This is a genomic window from Fundicoccus ignavus, from assembly GCF_009659375.1.
GTDB lineage: Bacteria > Bacillota > Bacilli > Lactobacillales > Aerococcaceae > Fundicoccus > Fundicoccus ignavus.
In genome coordinates this window covers 46,168-66,372 of the sequence record NZ_WJQT01000012.1, presented here as the reverse complement: position 1 = coordinate 66,372, position 20,205 = coordinate 46,168, and the positions used below count along the sequence as shown (strand labels likewise).

At 33.5% G+C, this 20,205-nt stretch carries 14 protein-coding genes and 2 pseudogenes; 4 read left to right on the top strand and 12 right to left on the bottom strand.

The genetic code is table 11. The features are described from left to right. The 8 genes from GF867_RS08960 to GF867_RS08930 all read right to left on the bottom strand — a co-directional run bounded on the left by GF867_RS08960 (position 1) and on the right by GF867_RS08930 (position 11,566). A complete protein-coding gene (locus GF867_RS08960) occupies positions 1-990 on the bottom strand; it encodes a Cna B-type domain-containing protein (protein WP_153832764.1) in 990 nt (329 codons plus the stop codon). Between the two features lie 11 nt (positions 991-1,001). Further along, positions 1,002-1,847, bottom strand: coding sequence for a class C sortase (locus GF867_RS08955; protein WP_153832763.1), 846 nt, complete (start codon positions 1,845-1,847; stop codon positions 1,002-1,004). Positions 1,848-1,907: 60 nt separating this feature from the next. After that, positions 1,908-3,356, bottom strand: coding sequence for an isopeptide-forming domain-containing fimbrial protein (locus GF867_RS08950; RefSeq protein WP_253940791.1), 1,449 nt, complete (start codon positions 3,354-3,356; stop codon positions 1,908-1,910). Between the two features lie 35 nt (positions 3,357-3,391). Further along, on the bottom strand, positions 3,392-8,338 hold the full coding sequence (locus GF867_RS08945) for a Cna B-type domain-containing protein (protein ID WP_153832762.1): 4,947 nt from the start codon (positions 8,336-8,338) through the stop codon (positions 3,392-3,394). Positions 8,339-8,362: 24 nt separating this feature from the next. Beyond that, entirely contained in the window at positions 8,363-8,863 is a 501-nt protein-coding gene (lepB, locus tag GF867_RS08940) for a signal peptidase I (protein ID WP_153832761.1), read from the bottom strand. A gap of 332 nt (positions 8,864-9,195) precedes the next feature. Next, positions 9,196-9,723: a transposase gene (locus GF867_RS14395; RefSeq protein WP_366927803.1), complete on the bottom strand. Its 528-nt coding sequence runs from the start codon at positions 9,721-9,723 to the stop codon at positions 9,196-9,198. Between the two features lie 24 nt (positions 9,724-9,747). After that, complete coding sequence (locus tag GF867_RS14390) at positions 9,748-10,743, bottom strand: transposase (RefSeq protein WP_495524953.1); 996 nt, start codon at positions 10,741-10,743, stop codon at positions 9,748-9,750. A 217-nt stretch (positions 10,744-10,960) separates the two neighbouring features. Continuing rightward, positions 10,961-11,566, bottom strand: coding sequence for a sortase (locus GF867_RS08930; protein ID WP_172973999.1), 606 nt, complete (start codon positions 11,564-11,566; stop codon positions 10,961-10,963). A 176-nt stretch (positions 11,567-11,742) separates the two neighbouring features. Between GF867_RS08930 and GF867_RS08925 the strand changes: the two are divergent. Beyond that, positions 11,743-12,297: pseudogene (locus tag GF867_RS08925) on the top strand (IS30 family transposase); the annotation flags it as partial. Positions 12,298-12,456: 159 nt separating this feature from the next. Here GF867_RS08925 and GF867_RS14495 read toward each other — a convergent pair. From GF867_RS14495 to GF867_RS08900, 4 genes and pseudogenes are all read right to left on the bottom strand, one after another. Then, positions 12,457-12,941: pseudogene (locus GF867_RS14495) on the bottom strand (S41 family peptidase). Positions 12,942-13,506: 565 nt separating this feature from the next. Next, positions 13,507-14,184 (bottom strand): hypothetical protein, encoded by a 678-nt coding sequence (locus tag GF867_RS08910; protein WP_153832757.1) that lies wholly within the window; start codon positions 14,182-14,184, stop codon positions 13,507-13,509. A 1,108-nt stretch (positions 14,185-15,292) separates the two neighbouring features. After that, complete coding sequence (locus GF867_RS08905; protein WP_153832756.1) at positions 15,293-15,775, bottom strand: hypothetical protein; 483 nt, start codon at positions 15,773-15,775, stop codon at positions 15,293-15,295. A 181-nt stretch (positions 15,776-15,956) separates the two neighbouring features. Then, positions 15,957-16,517: a TetR/AcrR family transcriptional regulator gene (locus tag GF867_RS08900; RefSeq protein WP_366927802.1), complete on the bottom strand. Its 561-nt coding sequence runs from the start codon at positions 16,515-16,517 to the stop codon at positions 15,957-15,959. A gap of 187 nt (positions 16,518-16,704) precedes the next feature. Here GF867_RS08900 and GF867_RS08895 point away from each other — a divergent pair, with 187 nt between their 5' ends. Genes GF867_RS08895 through GF867_RS08885 form a run of 3 tightly spaced genes read left to right on the top strand, consistent with a single transcriptional unit; the run spans position 16,705 to position 20,083 of the window. Then, entirely contained in the window at positions 16,705-17,643 is a 939-nt protein-coding gene (locus tag GF867_RS08895; protein ID WP_153832755.1) for an ABC transporter ATP-binding protein, read from the top strand. Further along, complete coding sequence (locus GF867_RS08890; protein ID WP_153832754.1) at positions 17,630-18,523, top strand: ABC transporter ATP-binding protein; 894 nt, start codon at positions 17,630-17,632, stop codon at positions 18,521-18,523. Before GF867_RS08895 ends, GF867_RS08890 begins: the two co-directional genes overlap by 14 nt. Then, on the top strand, positions 18,524-20,083 hold the full coding sequence (locus GF867_RS08885) for an ABC transporter permease subunit (protein WP_153832753.1): 1,560 nt from the start codon (positions 18,524-18,526) through the stop codon (positions 20,081-20,083). Positions 20,084-20,205: the final 122 nt, after the last annotated feature.

The following is a 20,205-nucleotide window of genomic DNA, read 5'->3' as shown; positions in this document are numbered from 1 at the left end:
TTATTGCATTTCATCGTCTTTTTGACTACCAATGATATAAAAGGTAATTGATAAAACCATCAATACTGGTATTGGCCACCAAATTTGACCTGTAAATGGAATCAAATTATCGTTGGATGAAGTCGTTGTCATACTTTCTGTTGTAACCGTAGTTTCATTCGAAATGGTCGTTTCTTCTTGTTTCTCTTTCAACGAGTTTTCGATACGGAAGTTATCGCCATCCTTTTCAATCATAACTTGATAACCGGTCGGCACATCACGCTCTATAACTTGATAATCTCCTACAGGTAAATCATTCCAAATGACCTGCCATTGATTCTCATTATTTAATTCCGCTGAATCCACCATTTCTTTTTCTTTCATTAAATCGAGGATAATTGACTTTGGTCGATTAGCATAATTGTCATCCTTCCAAACTTTGAATGCATTTATATTCATTTTTTTTTCTAACAATAATAAAGAAAATTTAACTTGTAGTATGAATGGTTGATTATTACCGTCAACAAGTACAATACTTCCTGATGGTTGATAGATTCCTTCCATGGTTTCGGTTGATTCACCTGTTACAAGGTAAATACCTTGGTGTAGATTTGTAAATTTAGCCGCAAATTTTTTTGAACTTCCTTCATTTCTTCCAGATAAGGTTATTGGCATTTCTTCAGTCAAAGACGTTTGATTTGGAACTAAGGTCAGATCATTTTCCGCATAACTTATCAAGGTTTGAAGTAATGCTGCTTGTTGATTGCTATCCATTGTTGCTATATCCGAAAGGTTTATCGGATAATTGCGAAATGGTGATTCTATATTAACCGTTCCATTGTCGCTAAGCGAACCAATTTGATAAAGATTAAATAGGACATTATCGAACTTATACATTACTTCTAGTTCAAGATTACTCGCTTCTGCATTGATAATTAGCACTGTATTTGACATGAAAAACATTCCAAATCCAAAGAGAAAACCGATGATTAATTTTAATTGTTTTTTCATTTTATGTTCCTCTATAATTTTCTTGAATGTTTATTACAAAGTAATTTATCAAAAATCCATACATTTAATCTTAAGATACCAACAAAGCTTAATATGATACTTATTCCTATTGCATTTGAAATTAATGGGCTAACTTCTACTGCATCGGATGAAATTTGACGCTCAGTTGATCCAGATTCAATACGATGTCCTCTAACTAATAGTCTGTGAGTATTAACTCCATATGGAGTACAGGTTTGTAAGGTTACAAAGTCTTCTTTCGGATCAATTGCCAAATCATTTAATTCAGTTGGCAAAACCACCGTAATTTTATCAACTTGATAGGTCATTTCGTGTCCTAAAGTTGTTATCGTAAAGACATCCCCTTTTTCTAACTTTTCAATATCAGTAAAGAGTTTTGATGATGTTAAGCCAGTATGACCTGAGATCACAGTATGCGTCCCTTCTCCACCTACTGGTAGTGAAGTGCCAAAAATATGTCCAATCGCAATTTGAAGGACAGCTTCATCAGTTCCATGATAAATTGGTAATCGTAGATTAATTTTGGGTATGTCAACAATCGACATAATTTCAGTACCCTCAAGTTGAAGTAACTGGTCATATTCTTCTTCTTTATCTTTATCAATGATAAAACGGTCTAAATTTTGTCCCACCAATTTTTTATTATATTCCTGTGCTTGTTGATATAATTGTTGATTTTGTTCTTCACTCAAATCCTCAGTCTTGGTAATATACGATCCCACAGCAGAGGTTTGGTGCATTGAATTCCATAAATTACTCACAGTAGGATAGAGTAATAATGAAGCACTAATTATCAGTAATAAAAATACGATAATATTTGATTTTCTTACTTTCATTAATACCTTCCCTTCATGAAATGACGTGGGCGACACGCCACGCCATTTTTAAACTGTTAACTATTTATTCTTTTTATCTGATGCTTTTTTACGGTCGTATAAATAATAGCCAATTGCAACTAAGAATAAAACTCCACCTACTGTATATAGTAAGGTTGTACCCATACCCCCTGTTGAAGGTAAAGTAACACCCGCTTTGTTAACAATGTCTGTTGTTAATGTTCCATTATCTGAGGTGAAAGTTGCAGGATTTACTTCCTTTGTATCTGTTCCAGTTACTGTTCCTAAACTTAATGTTTGATCACTATGTTCTGCTGAAATGATGAACTCGATTGGTTCAATCGTATTATACCCATTAGGTGTTTCTGTTTCAGTTAAACGATAAGTACCATCGTCTAATCCGTTGAATGAAAAACTTGTTTTATCTTCAGATATTGTTAATCTATCTACTCCTACAAATTCATCGCCTACTTTTTTCTCTAATTTAAATTTAGCACCTTCTAAAGGATTTTTATCTTGGTCAACTTTATTTATAATTGTTTTATAAGTAAATACAATAACATTATCTTTTGGTGTTTTTCCTGTTTCACCTTCCCCACCATTATTTGGGTTATTAGAATATTCTAAGTATACTTCGTTAGGGTTACCAGGTGAACCAATAACTGCTTCTTCATTTAATCTTGCGGTATATTCAACTGTAATCTTGCTAGCTGAATTAGTAGGTATTTGTTTTAAATCTGCAAAAGTAATGTTAAGGCCATTTGTAGTATCTACGGTATAACCAGTTGTAATTTGAGCACCATCAACAAAAACTTTTACGCTGTCTGCATTAAATGTTAAACCTGTTGATAATGTATCGTGGAATACATATTTATAAGTAGTATATTGAGCGTAATTCGTTGGTAAAGTACCCTTTAATTGGAAAGGTACTTCGTCGCCCATATCATGGTCAGCTGTATCTGCCCAAGTTGTAGCTTCACCCGTTGTATCGTTAGCATCCATTACTTTTTTCTCAACAGTTGGGACACTTAATTTAGTTTCAGCAGTAACTGTTCCTACAACTTTCAAGATGTATAATGTAGAAGCACCATTTTCAACACCATTTTGTGTTTCTGCTACATCTTTAACTAAATAGTAACCTGCATCTAAATTAGAAAAAGTATAAGAGCCGCCTGCAGGAACTAGTGTTGACGTAGCTGTTGCTGTACCTAATGTTAAACTATCAGCAAAGGCTTGCGCGTTTGTTGTCGTTAAATCTGCAGCTACAGTTTCTGCAATACCAGTAGTATTTGTAACGCCATTACCCCATTGAATATTTGATAAAGTCTTACTATCAGTACTTACATCACCTTTGAATACTTGGTAAATTTCAAAAGTATGATTAGTGGCACCAGTATTTTTTAATGTTAAAGTATTACTTGTTGTTGTTTCAGCAAAAGCGGTATTTACTCCTAAGATCATTGTTAAAACAAGTAACATTGCTGATTTGATATAATTTGTTAGTTTCATTTCTATTCTCCATATCTATTTTTTAAAACTCAACTTTAGTCTTTGCGTCTAATTTTTTGGTAATAGCTGATAACCGTTGCTAGAACTAATAACATCCCTCCAATCAAATATAAAGTTGTTGTTCCAATTCCACCCGTACTTGGTAATGTATATTCAACCGGTTTAGGTGGTACAATGGCACTATTAATAATGTTAATTGTCCCGGATTGAATTCCGCTATTATTAACATAGGAAGTGGTAAAACCAGTTATTGGTTCTTCTTGTACTGTATAGTACAATGGATTACCATTATTGTCTTTTGCGGATAATCCGTCCCAATTATACGTCCAATTATTGCTACTACTTAAAGTTTGACTTTCAATCGCTACACGATCAACAAATACAGTACCTGCACGGTCGTAGCCTGAAAATTCGACACCAGAAATATGGTCATTTGAGGTGTTAATAAATATTGTCGTATCCCCAGTAATAGCAGACAAATTAATTGTCATTGTAGGTTGCTTGCTATAATCTGGACTAATTGTTTTAGTTACTCCATTAACAGTGTAAGAAGTATATAAAATATTATTAAAGCCAATCGTTAACGAACTATTCGTTTTATTATTGACATAAACTGTGCCAACCACTTTGCTACTATTAGCATCTGATAACCAGTCTGCAGATGATTGAGATATCACTGTCACTTTATATCCGTCGACTTGCTGCTTTTGTTGATATAATGTCACCTTTACGCTGCTTGGTGGGTTAACTAAAGGATTACCATTTGAATCTTCCCATGATTTTTTAGCTGATACTCTGGTGTATTTATTTGAGACATAGGTAATACCACCTGTATATCCAAAAAATTTGATATCCGTTTCTGAAATTTCAGCCTGTGTAACCCCTGCATCTAATTTAGATTTAACTTGATCCTCATGTGATCCAACCCATATGAAATAAAATGGCTTTATTGGTAAAGAATACCCGACTAATGGTTTCGTTTCTGTTAATCGATATAAGACATCTGAATCAATTGACTTATTTAATCCTGATAAATTCCAGAGTATATTACCTTCACTGTTTACAATGACAGTCTCCGTTTTCACTTTCCAACTATTTATAGTTTTATCATAATATTCTAATTTAAATTCGGTGCCTGGCAATGTCTTTTTATAATTATCTTCATCAACTTTATAAATTTTAATAAATCGTTGACTTGAAGTGGCAGAAGAATCAGAAACTTTCATTGTTGTTTGACTCGCTGAACCCCATTCCCCCATCAAATTAATATTGTTAGAAATTGCAGTGTTATTCAGGTAATTTGAGTCTATATTGTAAACATACTCTAATATATATCCCTTACTATCTGGAATGGTCATCTCAAATTGGTGAGTTTCTGCATTATATTTAAAAGAATAGTTACTTTCGGAAACCAGAACGCCTTTATGATCGGGTTGAGTAGCATCATAACGATATAAATTCAACGTATTTAAGTCTAATATCGGATGGTAACTGTCCCCTCCAGAAAGTTTATCTGTTAGTGTCAAATAATCTGAACCGGCATTTAAATTCAACCCTTGCGGATTGATTTCAACCGTGTATTTAATTTGATTTGATGGCACCACGCCTGCTGCCAATGTTCCGTCAGCATTTAATTGAACAGGATTACCATTGATATCTAATTGTTGACCTGATTTCGTTAATTTTTCAATTGTTCGATGAACATCCGTTTCATGAGTTGCAGTAGAACTTCCCCACTGAGCAGTGTTAGTATACTGTTTCTCAGTTGTTTGCACATCTTTCCAAGCGGGATCATTCTTTAAATCCAATTGATATAATATCGCAATCGTCGGCAGACTTGCATCAAAGCGGTAATTTTTAATGGTAATGGTTAATTGATTACCTACCAAGGTATACGTTGGATTTTGTTGGTCCACAAAATTAAATTCATTATTATTATTAGTTGGCATCCAGTTGTCATTTCCATAAAATCTACCAATGACAGAACCTGACACTAAGGTAGCGCCCTCTGGTAATGTATCGGTAATCACTAGATCACCATTTTTTACGGCAGTAGTCGTTAAGCGCAGACGGTAATTTAAAACACCATTGCTTTCCTCTAAATCGACTGTTGTCGGATTACTATCATAACTCACACTAGTGCCGATTCGTTGCTCTTTTACTAACTCTGGTAATTTGGTATAAGTGGTACTCGCTTCTTTTACTAGTCCGTCATATTTCGCTTTATTCACTGATGTTATCGAGCCATTGGTTTCAACCGACGAAATGTCTGTATGAGTACGATAATTACTAATCGTCAAGTCTCTCGCAACCAAATTAAATCCATTCAGCGGCAAAACTTCTACTATATAACGTTGAACTTTAGTCGTTGAATCTGTTGATGCCACAACCTTACCATTCGCATCATAATAAGTGACTTTAATTGTAACTTCATTGGTCGCAGTACCATTTTTAAGTGCTGTTTGAACTGCACCATTGTAACGGTATTGATTATTATTATCGATTTGAATGACTAAATTTTGTTTTAAATCAGTTTCAAGTTCACTTGCATAGGCGAAATGAGTATTCGGACCTAAATCCGTTCCACTAGCATCATGTCCATTTTGAATGATATCTTCATAGATAATGTTAGTTAAAGTACCTTCTGGAAGGACTATATAAGTGCGCCAATTATTTGTCATCATGTTGCCACTCATACTGCTTGATTGAAAACTTTTATCTAATGATTTTTCTCGCTTCGTAATCCCGACAATCGCATCATCTTGAATGGTCGTTCCTGTTGGTGAGGTCATCTTAGCGACGTTAGTTTCTTGAGTTGAACCCGCTGTTGGTTTAGTTTGATAACTAATCGTATATTGCGATGTTTTTTGCTCATTAGTCAAATTAGTTGGGAACGTGTAATTCAACGTATTCCCAGAAACAGGAATGGTTGTTTCAGACCAATAACTATTATTGGTTAAGGTAACATTTCCGACGATTGTACCTGGGATTAAGTCATTAATGTTATAACCAGAAATATCTTGTCGGTTTTGATTAATCATAATATTCCAAGTAACTAAACCTGTATTTTGATCATACCAACCCGATTTTGTTACATTTTTATACCAAGTAAAGTTTTCGCCTTCACCACTGGTCTTTGAACCAGATGAACTATAAGCCCAGTTGCTAACATAAAATGATTCACCTGTTGAATTAGCTTTGATATTAGCTGAATAAGTCACAATATATTTTTCATTGGCATTTAACTTAGGTAAATTAGCTAAATCAAAGCTAGGATTCTGTCCATCGGTCCAAGTTAACTGTGTTTGGCTTAAATTGACAGTGGTCGGATTGCCATTTGCATTTATTTTGATTACCTCTAGACTTGGTTTATCATAATTTAAAGTTTCAATATTATGTATCCAGGAGAAACCATCGTGAATCTTGACCATATCACTTGTTCCTTGATCAGATGAAACCTCAATTTTATAGTCAATTCTATTTTTACTCTGATTAATAGTCCCAGTTTTAACTGTGCGAATATCTGTATTATCAACTACTGGTGCTTTGATTACGATTGGTTGACTATTTCCTGGAAACTGAACTTTGCCACCATCACCTACTTCTTCAACAGATGCTTGAGCAGAAAATCTAATTGATCCATCTCGACCAACACCTGATTGAATACTACTCTCATTAAACGTAATTTTAATTAATCCTTCTTGAGTAATGGTATAAGTTCCAACTTCAGTAGTACCATCAAAAACTTTCCCTGCTTGACTCGCTACAATATTAATACTATCAGGCAATTGATACTGTACTACTGGTTGTTCAACACTGATATCACCAGGAGCCAATTGATAATTGATAGCGATATTGACCATTTCGCCATCGTTAAAGGTTGTTCTAACTTGCCCATTAACAGTTACTACCACACTTGTTATTTTGCTAGTTAGGTCAGTAGCGCCTGCAGTTGTGAGTGCACTCATCAGCAATAATGACGGATCTGATTCTATACTCATTCTGTCCGATTGCATTATCATCGAAGAATCTTCTTGGGTACCAATGAGACTCGATTGCGTTTCAAAATCTGAAGCATATGCTGACAAATCTTGCAAATCATCTTCTAAAATGATTTCTTGATCTAGCTGTGGGATCGTAGAATTTTCTTCAATGGTTAGCTCATCCTTGGTTGAAGTTGCAATATTTTCAAATTCTGCTATTTCGCTTGTTTCTGCTTGAGTCGTCGTATTAGATTCTTCCTCTTGAATGTCTTTAGGTAATTCAATATTGAGGGTTAACAACTGACCAAATTGCACTTTTTCAATTTGACCTGATGCATCGTTAGAAACTTTTGCAACGAGACTAAAATTACCACGTTGTTGTGATGCTTCTTTTAAAAATTCAATCGAAACGATTCCATTCGTACTAACCTTAAATTGTCCAATGACATTGTTATTAGCAACTACTTGACCTTGGAAAGTTGATTCAATTAGCAAACCTTTTGGAAGCTGATATTCATATTGAGTCCGTTGAATATCCTCTTGTGCGTCAACCATGTAAAAGTCGAAAGTTAATTTTACTTGCGAGGCATCTTGTACACTCGATACAACTTGATTATTTTGTTCTGACTTTATAGAAGACAGATAGGAAGAGAAATCTTTTGTTTGTAATTGCACAGTCGTCGTTTCAGTAGTTGATTCAGTTGTGTCTTCAATTAAGGACTCGCTTGATAGTTGCGTTGTTTCACTCTCAGTGATAATTTCGACAGGTTCAAAAGAATCTTCAACATTAATATCAGGTTCAGTCGATTCCAAGAAAGTAGTTGCTTCAGTAGGTGGTTCAGAAACTAATACTTCTGTTTCAGTTGACGATATTGACTCCATTTCTTCCTGCGCAAAAATTAAATTTGAACTTGAATTTAGTAAAAGCAAGGCGACTAAGAAAGTTGTTACACTTTTTTCTATTTTTTGTTTTAATGTAAAACTAATTTTAGTTTTCATTTTGATGCTCCTATTTTCATAATGCTAATCAATTATTCCAACTTTGTTAAAAGGATAAATTTGAAAAATCAATTTGCCTGTTATTTCTTTTTGGTTAATCGTTCCGACAAAGTCAGTTCTAGAATCCAAAGCATTTTCACGATTATCTCCTAAAACAAAATAAGTATCGTCTGGGACTTTATATGGTAATGAAATAGAAATTGGGTGTAGCGATGGTTGTGCAATATATGCTTCACTGACAAACTGACCATTCACAAAGAGATTTCCATTTTTATCGATGTCAACTGTTTGTCCTTCTAAAGCAACCACTCTTTTTATGTAGAGGTTGTCTTCCCTTCTGTAACTAATAATATCTCCCTGCTTCGGATTATTGTTATTTAAAGCAACAACATAACTTCCAACTTCAAGGTTTGGATCCATTGAGTCACTAAACAAACGATAAAAACTGAAAAAGTAATTAATACCGAATAATATACCAGAAATAATTACTATTTTTAGAAATCGGTTTCTTGATCCTTCTTTCAATTTATTCACTCCTTTGACAATCTATAAATTTTATTGATGATTAACAACGTTAACAATTTTTAGAATTTAATATCTTTACCAAAAATGAAAGAGAATAATAAAGTATCTGTATTCTCTATAAAAAATCTATAAAACCTTCAGTTTCAATATTAATTCCTGGATATCAAATCAAAACTTATGAAAACTCGAGCAAACCCTTACGTTTCATTACAGTTTTGTTTCGAATGCTTACTAATAAAATTCGAACTTTTATGCCAACATTTATTAATATATCAAAATCATTAAAAAAATGGAATAGCAATATTATTGTTTTATCTAATTTAAAATTTAATTTAACTGAAAATATAAAAAAAGAAAAGCGAACCCCTTGTTTTTCTTCTTATCCTTTCTGCTAATCTGGTTAAATTCATTGCCATTAACAGGATTCCAATATCATTTGAAACCCCAATTTTTCCTCTTACATGAACTCTTCGCATCCCAAAATTGCGCTTCATTTGACCAAAAACAGGCTCAACTTCTATTTTACGTTGAGCGTATAGTTGGCAACCTGAATCGCTTTCTAAGTATTCTTTGGCTTTACTTTTATAATAGTCCCATACTTCATTGACACTTATCATCCGTTGTTTACCAGATGGAGTTAATGCCAATTTATCCAATTCTGGAGTTAATTGTACTTTGTCTGTTTTATAAACCTTAAATTCACGTTCAAAACCTGTTTTATCTTTTCGTTGACTGTAATGACTAAAGCTGAATTGAACTCCCTGATCGTCTACATAACAATCTATATCTTCAACATAGTGCCAATTATGACGAAGCTTGGGATTATTTTTATCTTTTCTAGTTTGTTCTTTTCGATACATGGTGTACGGTATTAAGGGTATTTTTTACATATCATCGATAATATGTTGATAATTCTCTTCACTCCCATAACCTGCGTCAGCCACAATGCAGTTAAACTCATGGAAAAGGTCATTCGAATTTAAGAACGGAATCAGTGTGCGTGTATCGGATGGATTTGGATAGAGGTCATACGCTAAGACAAATAGATTTTGAGTGGCAATTTGAAGATTATAACCTGGTTTTATGGTGCGATTTTTCATCGCATCTTCTTTCATACACATAAAAGTGGCATCTTTATCCGTTTTGGAATAACTGTTTCTACCATCGAATTGCTTATTCGCTTCTTCGTATTTGTGTTTTCTTGGAAGATAATCCTTGGAAAGCTTTCTAAGGTGTTTTTTAACCCATCTTCTTTTTCGTTTATTAGGAGAACCACCCGGTATGATTTTGGGTTCTTCACTAATTTCATCATTTAATTGTTCCAATTTTTCTTTTGTTTTCTGAATCATGGCTTCAATGCCGACACTCGATTGAAGCTCATCTTCTTGTAGTGCAGAGTTAATCTCATTCTTTACCAACTCAACGTAGAGAGTGGCCACCTCTTGATTCAATTTAGCCTCATGTTTTTCAATTGACTTACGCCAAACAAAGGAATAGCGATTCGCATCAGCTTCTAACTTGGTCCCATCAATAAAAATAGCCTCTTCATTAACATATTGATGTTCTTTTAAAAGAGAATAAAAATGAACGAAAGCTTTACGAATTAACGTAGCTGTTAAAGGATGCACTCTGAAATCATTAATAGAATGATAGCCAACATATTGGTCATTGGTTAACCATTTCATTGGAATCATTTCCTCATTCATTTGAACAATTTTTCGACCACTATAAATGGCTCTAGAATAGGCGAAGAGAATCATCTTTAACATCATACGTGGATGATGGCCTGGACGACCTGTGGAGGTGGGTTTAGGAAATTCATTATCAGGGATTGAATCAACGAATAAGCTAATGAAACGCGCATCGTGATTTTTTGGAATATCGAAGTCTAAATTTAATACTAAAGAACAATCAGATGTGTTATAGGTTTATACATGAAAGCCACTCCTTTAAGTGTATTTGTTGGTATTTACATGATATCATGTGAGTGCTTTCATGTTTACTAAAACGATAAAATAAGGTCATTATCACAATTGCGATAATGACCTTGTCTTTTTATAGACTGGACTTTTTGCCCAGCCTCTGCTTCAGCAATTATTAAATATCACTATCAATTTGACGACATCTCACAATCTGTCTAGCCAAAGTAGAACTTGTGCACGTAAATAATGTTAAATCCCAATCCTGATTTTCTCTCTGAACTAGTTTTGAAAGTTCTGTTGGTTTTAACTCTTGCATATCTACGACCTCATAGCGATAAACATTTCCATTCACATCGATTATTTCCACTAATGCTCCCTTATTGATATATAATAACGGACCAAAATGCGTTTGATAATTATGCCCAGCAATTATTAAATTATGATTGAAATAATTTCCTTGATACCGACTAGGTGAAATTTTTAAACGATCATAATCCCACTGATCCATAACTGGTAATTCAATCCCTAAACTTTCAATTCGAATTTCTCCAATATACCAATAATCGTCTATTTTTTGCTTTGGCATTTCTTTTTCTTGATTAATAATAGGTTGATTAGCTGTGACTAGCTTCCCTTTAGGCATTGCTACTCTTAACTCTTGTATGACTTCTGCTGACTGTAATCCTGCTTCTTTATTTTCATAGTAGTTAAATGCACCCCAACTGATACTGATTAATAACAATATTATTGAGGATAATTTCCAATAATTAATCTGTTTCATGATTTTCTCACATTCTATTTTTAGGTGTTCATATCCAATTAAATACTGTAACATTCACTGCTTAATGATTCAAGTAAAATAGATGAATTGTAAAATTAAATGCGACAACAAAGAAACTCATAATAGATTCGTGTAAGATGTTAATAACCACAAAAACATACACACGGAGGTCTATTATGAGTCATACATATCTTACCATAGAAGAACGGTCAAAAATAGAAGTGCTTGTTCAAGAAGGTTATAAAATTAACCATATTGCGAACTTGTTAGGTCGTCATCGTTCAACTATTTATCGTGAACTTAATCGATGTTCGACTCCATCCTATGTTGCGAAAGCTTCTCAAGCAGATGCGAATCAACTTGCTTCTCACAAAGGCAGAAAAGCGAAACATACACCAAAGTTGCTTGAGGATATTCAACATAAACTAGAAATGACCTGGTCACCCGAACAGATTGTGGGTCGAGATTATCAAGAGAAACTATCCTTTAAAACAATCTATAACTGGATTTATGAAGGCATCTTAAACGTTCCCTTACAAGTGCTAAGACACAAAGGTAAAGGTCGCCAACCTCAAGAAACACGTGGTAAGTTCAATATTGGTCGCTCGTTCTCCGAACGACCTAAGTCAGTTAGAAACAGACAAGAGTTTGGACATTGGGAATTGGATACAATGGTTTCTTCACGCGGAAAGAGTAAAGGTTGTTTAGCGACCTTCGCAGAGCGTAAAAGTGCTAATTTGAAAAACGGTTAGTACTCGACTTCTTTGAAATATCAGTCTCAGATTGTATACTTTCTCAAAGATTTCACTAACTAATATTTTGAGCAGTTGTCATTGGAACCTTTATATACTTCATTCATTTAGCTTTGATTTATCAAAATATAGAAGAAATCATTTCAATAGCCATCCTTTGGAAACTTCAATCACATCTTCTTCTTTAAAATTTACTGAAGTATCCGGAATGATTGGCTGATCTAGATATGTTTCACCGGATAAAGTGACTATTTTATTTGTTGCTAGGTACATGTGATAGTTTTCGGCAATATAAAAAAGAGTTAAAGCAGACGTAAAACCAGCGCTATTCTGACCAAAAACGTGAACATTTTCTTGATTTTTAAACATGAGTGTCACTATTTCTGGAGCACTAGTTGTTGATTATCAGTAATAATTGCTACTTTGGAGTCACATTTTTTATCCACTGAATCAAAAAACCATACTGGCTCATCATCCAACAATACTTGTTTGTCAGTTAATTTAATAACTGAACGTTCACCACTGTTATTCTCGTAATAGAGTAATTCTCCTTCAGGTAGAAATGCTGCAAGACTAGCTAAAATTGTTGGAAAATAGCCACCATAATTATTTCGAAAATCAATAATAATACCATCAACCGTCTCAATTTCATTAAATTTGGTATGAACTGTGTTTACATATTCTTCTATAACATAACTAGTACAAAACTCGGTGTTGGAATGGTCAATAAATAAATATTACTCTCTAAATTTTCAATCACTGGATACTTAAACCATTCATTATTCTCTTTAAATTCTTCGATTAAATATGTCTTTTTTCCTCAGTCAATTCATTCCCTTCAATTTATCATATTATAGATTTCAGCCACAGCTTGCGTTGAATCATCAGTCGTTAATCCATAAGAGTGTTTCTTACCACCTTTTGGTATCGCTTTATAAAATAATTCATGTTTCATTATAGATTCACTAACGTCTTCTTCAAGATGTGGCATATTTTCATAGTATTCAACCCACGTTTCATCTATCGAGTAAATACTATGCTTATTAATTACTTAACTGCTTCGTAATAAATCTCATAAGGAGTGCTTGAGACTTCTTCAGCATTACCAACAGTAGACATTACAAACAAACATCATACTAAACATAGACATATCAAATACCTTTTCAATTTACCAATTCCTTTCAAGGTTTATCCTGGAGTTACCCATTTTGCGACAATCTCTTTATGCTGCATAATGATTGAATTTTGTTCTCTCTCAAATTCTTTATCGATCATTGAATTTGGTACACGAAATTCTTGAAAGAAAATTCGTGACTGACTTATAAATCCAAGTTCCGTTAGCTTTTCATCTATAAGTTTATAGCCCTTGCCAACTCTTATCGCCGTAGTTTGTTCATCTTCAAATGTCACAACTGATTCTAATACTAAGTAGATATTCCCATCAATTTGGAAGTATAAATATCCTTTGGAATCTCGTCCTAAGTACTCCACTTCTTCTACAAATTCTTTTGATTGATATAATCCAACCCCTTCAAAATGTTGACTCATATATGCGTTTCGAAATAAATTTTTTGACGTAGCTGAGTATTGTTCATCACGGTAAACATTTCGTTTGAAATCTCGATTTGCTGGACTGACATATTTTGCTTTGGCCATTAATTCACCATGTTGATTGATATTATTAAAAATAAATATTCCTGAAATAATAACAAATACTAAAAAGATGCCATTAACTACCTTCGAAAACCAATGAGACAAGTGACTTATCGTTGAAATAGATAGAATTGCCCCAATAATAAAAAATATTAAAATAACACCCACATCTTCATAATAAAATTGTTCCATTGCAAGCCATTGTTCATACATTCCATCACCACTTTCTATTTATAATGAATCTGCCATTTTTAGTATTAAAAATTATAATAGATGATTCTGCTTAGAATAAAATACTAAGTATTAAATTTATTTATATAGAATTAGTCTACGTTCTTTATATTACGTTGCCATCCACAGAATAACAGGCACCCTTATACATTTGCATATGGTTATGCTTTTTATATCATAACATTTTTTGTTTTTGATTACATAATTATGACCCAACATTTTAATTATTGCAAAAAGAAATTATTCGAATTTTATAATAATGGTTAATAATCTTCTTGCATTGTAACTAAAAAATCTCCTTCCTTTTCGAAATCAAAAAGGAAGGGGATCGAACGAGTCAAAAACAGCCTATGCTGAGTAATATGTTTAAGCTAACATTCAGCGAAATAGATAAAATTCTCTTGTTTCGCGCATATCTACAAATTAACAATCAAATCTTATTAAACATTCTTGCTAAGTGTTTATAAGAGTCTAAGCGTTTTTGCGGATCAAAAATAGGTGAGTAGGCTAACAATTCATTAATCCCTTGGTCGATAGGATAAATGACGTTGGGAGCACCTGTATAAGAATCTCAATACGCGAAAAAATTGTTTTAATCACTCTGTTTATTGTCGCTTTTATTGGCACATTCGCGTGTAACACGACATCTTTATGTCGTAGATTGTGGCTAACAAAGGTTAGCCAAAAGTTAGCCATTTAGCATTAACTCAACAAAAAAAGCACTCTCTCGCAATTGAGAAAGTGCTTTGATTTGAAAAATGATTGGTACTCGACTTCTTCGAAATCTCCGTCCCATATTGTATTCGTAAGCGAATGAATTCGCAACGACTCCAATAATTAACGTTTTGAGAATTGTGAAGCTTTACGAGCTTTCTTAAGACCTGGTTTAATTGCTCGAACTTTGAGTGAGTTTCAAAAAGCATTAATTCCAATGACATTTAGCTATTTAAACAGCAGAAATTTTTTTGACTTTTAAAATATTTGAAAGTAATAGTGTCAATAAATTATTCGCGAGCTGATTCAATGCTAACCAAACATAAACAAATATAATTTAACTAAAATAGAAATATATCCACATGTTATTAAATATTTATCTGTCTCGATTTCCTTCATTCATTTCTGAGATATGAATTTTGTAATTTGTAGAATCCTTTTCAACTAAAAACCATTTTTCAATAAACTTTGAACCGATTGATTCACTTCCCCACGATCTCCAAAACAATTGTTGCTTAGTTTTGTTCATATATTCAGTACGTTTTACTTGATCAAACCACAGAGAATGTTCATATCCATAGACAATTCCATCAAAGGCAACTATTTCATCATTATCATCTTTCCAAACTCCATCATTAATTGACGTCAAAGAAAAATAATCTACTAATTTTTTTGAAGGAATATATAGACTCACTCCATCAGCAAGTGAAAAATCATTATTACTTTCCCACAAATATTCATAAACAGCATACTCTTTAAGTTCTCCGTCATCATCATCATATAAATTTTCGAAATAATTATACGCTGGACTCCAAAATTGAGTAAAGAAAAAATTGTCGCATTTAATTTTACAATCCATCATGGAAATTTGTAAGAATAGCGTCGACTCCTTAGGGTAACCCTTCTATCCTCACAATTGATCTAAAAAAATATATATGAACTGAATCGACTGGTTTAGCAGCAATAATCCGTCTTCAAAGTAATAGTTAGGATGTCCATTTATAGAAGGAAAATCAAAGTAAACTTAGTCTTCGTTACGTTCACCCCAATTTTTCTAAAGTTTGTTTATATAGCTCAATAATTTCTTCACGACTAATTTTATCTTGATTATTTTTATACCAATGGACGGATTGAATCGTGATCCCCATAATAATTTGTCCTTTGTATTCATTCATCATTGTAATATCACTATTATCCTCACCTGTGTTTACATGGTTTCTTAACATACGCTGCCCATACTCTTGAACACTTTCTAACTCTACAATAATGTCCGCATTCATTTGAAGACTGAAAATGAGATATAGCAAATTATCAAATTGGTTTAGTAGTTGTTCGAAAACCAAAATAAAAAAGTTATCTTCTTCATTCTCTAAACTTTGAAACGCACGATCAAAAATTATATTCATTTTATGCTTAATGAAAAAAGTTAGAAAATCATATTTGTCTAAAAAATGTTTGTAAAAAGTTGGGCGTCGGATCATCGCTTCATCGCATAATTCCTGCACTGAAATTTTCTCAAATTCCTTTTCATGTAACAATTTCTCAAAAGCTTCGATAAGTGATATATATGTTTTTTGAATTCTTAAATCTAAATTTTCCACTTTGAAAACCTACTCCTTCATAATTAATTAACATTTCAACCCTATCTGTTAATTAATTAACAGATGCAAAATTATGTCTCTTGTTCTAGATTTCTATTCAAGTATAATCGTTAATGTGGCAAGTGTAAATAAAGAAACAAATGTTAAATAACTATCAAATGAATAATAAATGAAAGTAGGTAAACGAATGTCAGTAATCGAAGTAAAACATGTTACAAAAGATTATGGCCAGGGTCGAGGTATCTTTGATGTTTCTTTTGAAATTAAGAAAGGTGAAGTCTTTGGATTCTTAGGACCAAATGGGGCAGGTAAAACGACAACAATACGTCATCTCATGGGTTTTTCTAAACCTCATGAAGGTGAATTATCTATTAATGGTAAAGATTGTTGGAAAGCAGCAGCAATCATCAAATATGATGTTGGCTATTTGCCAGGTGAGTTAGCTTTCCCTCAAAATATGACAGGTGATCAATTCATTAAATTTATGGCGGAAGAAAGACAAATTACAGATATGACTCATACAGAAGAGCTTAAAAACATTTTTGAACTCGATACTTCAGAAGATATTAAAGAAATGAGTTTAGGAACTAAGAGAAAATTAGCCGTCGTGACGGCTTTCATGCATAATCCAAGCGTCTTAATTTTAGATGAACCAACGTCTGGACTAGATCCAGTGATGCAAGAACGTTTCATTCAATTTATTTTAAACGAGAAAGCGAACGGAAAAACCATTCTATTATCTAGTCATATTTTTAGTGAAGTCGATGCAACTTGTGACCGTATAGCCATCATAAAAGATGGTGTCGTTGTTTCAACGATCGAAGCGAATCAGTTAAAACAAAGTACAAATAAAGCATTTAAGATTGAATTTTCAAGCTTTCAAGACTACCAAACATTCTTGGAGGATACGAAATTTACCATCCCCATTAAAAGACCTGATCAAAATCAAGTCAAACTAAATCTGACCGATGAAAAAATGCAACAACTATTTATAGAGTTAAGTGGTGTCAAAGTGAACTTTATTTCAGAAATTAAGTTCACACTTGAAGATTACTTTATGGACTTTTATGACCGTAAGAAAACAGTCGCTGCTGGAGAGGAGAACTTGCAACATGGCTTACATTGAGATAGAACATTTAACGAAAGATTATGGAAAAGGTCGAGGAATATATGACGTCTCTTTAGAGATTGAAAAAGGCGAAGTCTATGGCTTCGTTGGTATTAATGGCGCAGGCAAGACCACAACCATTCGGCATATGATGGGTTTTATTAAACCAGATGAAGGAAATGTCAGTATTAATGGACTTGACGCGACGAAGAGTAGTGCCGAAGTCAAACTCTATGTTTCTTATATCCCTGGGGAAATTAATTTCCCTGGAAATACAACGGGTGAAGAATTCCTTAAAGAACAAATTTACTTATCAGGAAGAGGGAATTGGGACCGCGCCAAAGAATTAATCGAGTTACTTCAATTAGATGCCACAGCTAATGTACATGCTATGAGTAAAGGAATGAAACAAAAAACGGCAATTGTTTCAGCTTTAGCTTCGGATGCGGATATTTTAATTATGGATGAACCCACAACAGGTTTAGATCCTTTGATGCGTGATGTTTTCATTGACCTTTTAAAAGAAGAAAAAGAAAAAGGAAAGACTATTTTTATGTCGAGCCATATTTTCCAAGAGGTTGAAGAAGTTTGTGATCGTGTCGCTGTTATACAAAAAGGTAAAATTATTGATATTGTGGATATGAAAACTATTCGTTATAACAAAAATAAAGAGTACCGGATGGAATTTAAATCCGAAGAAGATTTCAAACAATTTATCAGTTTAGGCTATCAAATAAATCAGGTAAAAACAGAAGATTTACAAGTCTTTGTTCAAATTCATGATGAACATATTAATGAATTAATTCAAACTTTAAAAGATTTTGATTTAGTTTATTTCAAAGAAATTAAAGTTCATTTTGAAGATTATATTACTGAAGTATTCAAGGAGGTAAAATAAATGATATCAAAACCAATATTTAAACAAAGTCTACAATCGAACTGGAAGCTATGGTTGATCATAACAATTGTTGCGTCAATGATCATCTCTGGTTTCATAATAAGCTATGATGCGGCAGGTTACGCTTCAATTGCGGAAGCTGCTGAAGGGACAGCTTTTTCTAATATCTTATCCACTCTAACGAGTCTATTAGGGAGTTTAGAAAACTTTTATAAATTGATTGCTGTCATTCTTGGGATTGTTTATGTAGTATTTACCGCAAATAATCTTGTGGTTAATGAGGTAGATTCAGGATCTATGGCTTACACTTTGTCAACACCTATTAAACGTTCAAGTGTTATTTTTACAAAATCACTTTACTTAATCCTTTCTGTTGTATTAATGTATACCGTCATTTCACTAGCAGGGTTGACCGCTTCGCAATTGAATTATAACAATGTGACGGGTTATGCGATAAATGAGGATGTTGAAGCAGCAGCTAAAATGTTGAACCACGATGAAGATTATTTATCCGAGCGACTTTATCTAATTCAAAAAGATGAAAATGTTATGCGTGAAGCCGCTATTGCACGAGATATGGATACTGAAGCTTATGCGATTTATTTAGAAGATGTCATTCGTGAGCGTTCTTTTGAAGAAGCGGCAGAAATTATTACAGACGAGCGTTACGACATTTATGATGATGACGATGATATGGAAGATGAAGATATCGAAATTACGATGGAAGAATTAATGGAAGATCCAGGAATGATTCTAGATAGTAACGATGCCCTAGCTGCTGGTGCGCGTGTTTACGGTCTTTCAACAAATGATTATCGTAAAATTGTTCTAGATGAAATGAATGACCTTGAGAGTTCAGAAGAAGTCGAAGAAGAAGCAACAGAAGAAGATGAGGAGCAAGGCGAAGAGGAGCAAGAAGCTGAAGAAGCAGCAGAAGAAGAGCAAGAACCACAACCAACTGCTCCACAAGAAGCACCAACTCCGCAAAGACAATTAACTGAAGACAATGCCGAATTGCTACTGCAAACAGTCATCGACTCATCCGCAACAGCTTTAAACTTAAGTAGTGATCAAGTAAGTGAAAACTTAACATTACTTAAAGATCCGGAAGCCTTAGTCTTATCTACACAAACAACCGGATTAAATGAAGAACAAATTACATCAATGGCCAATCATGCGATGGTGTCTTCCGCTAGATCGGTTGATAAAGCTTTAGAATTTGATGTTGAAACGTATCTATGGTTAAGTCTGGGGCTACTATTATTAATTCTTGCAATGAGTTCAATAGCGTTCTTCGCATCAACATTGTTTAACCGTACAGGAATGGCGTTAGCAATCGGAGGCGGTATACCTTTTGCATTCTTCCTAATTACCATGATTCAACAATTAATGGATAGTGCCGATGGTCTTGAATATATAACAATAACCACACTTTTTGACACAGATGCAATTCTTGCCGGTGGAGAATTTGGCTGGGGCTTAGTAGCTTTAGGAGCAATTACCTTTGTACTATACACCGCATCAAATATTCTCTTTACGAAGAAAGATTTGCCGCTTTAATCATTATTTATTCTAACAAGACAGTTTGTGTATAAGAATTCAAGCGAATAATGAGGAGGTGAATGTTATAAAATAGACATTCGAATAGAATTATAGAAGGTAATACAAGAAGAATATTACAA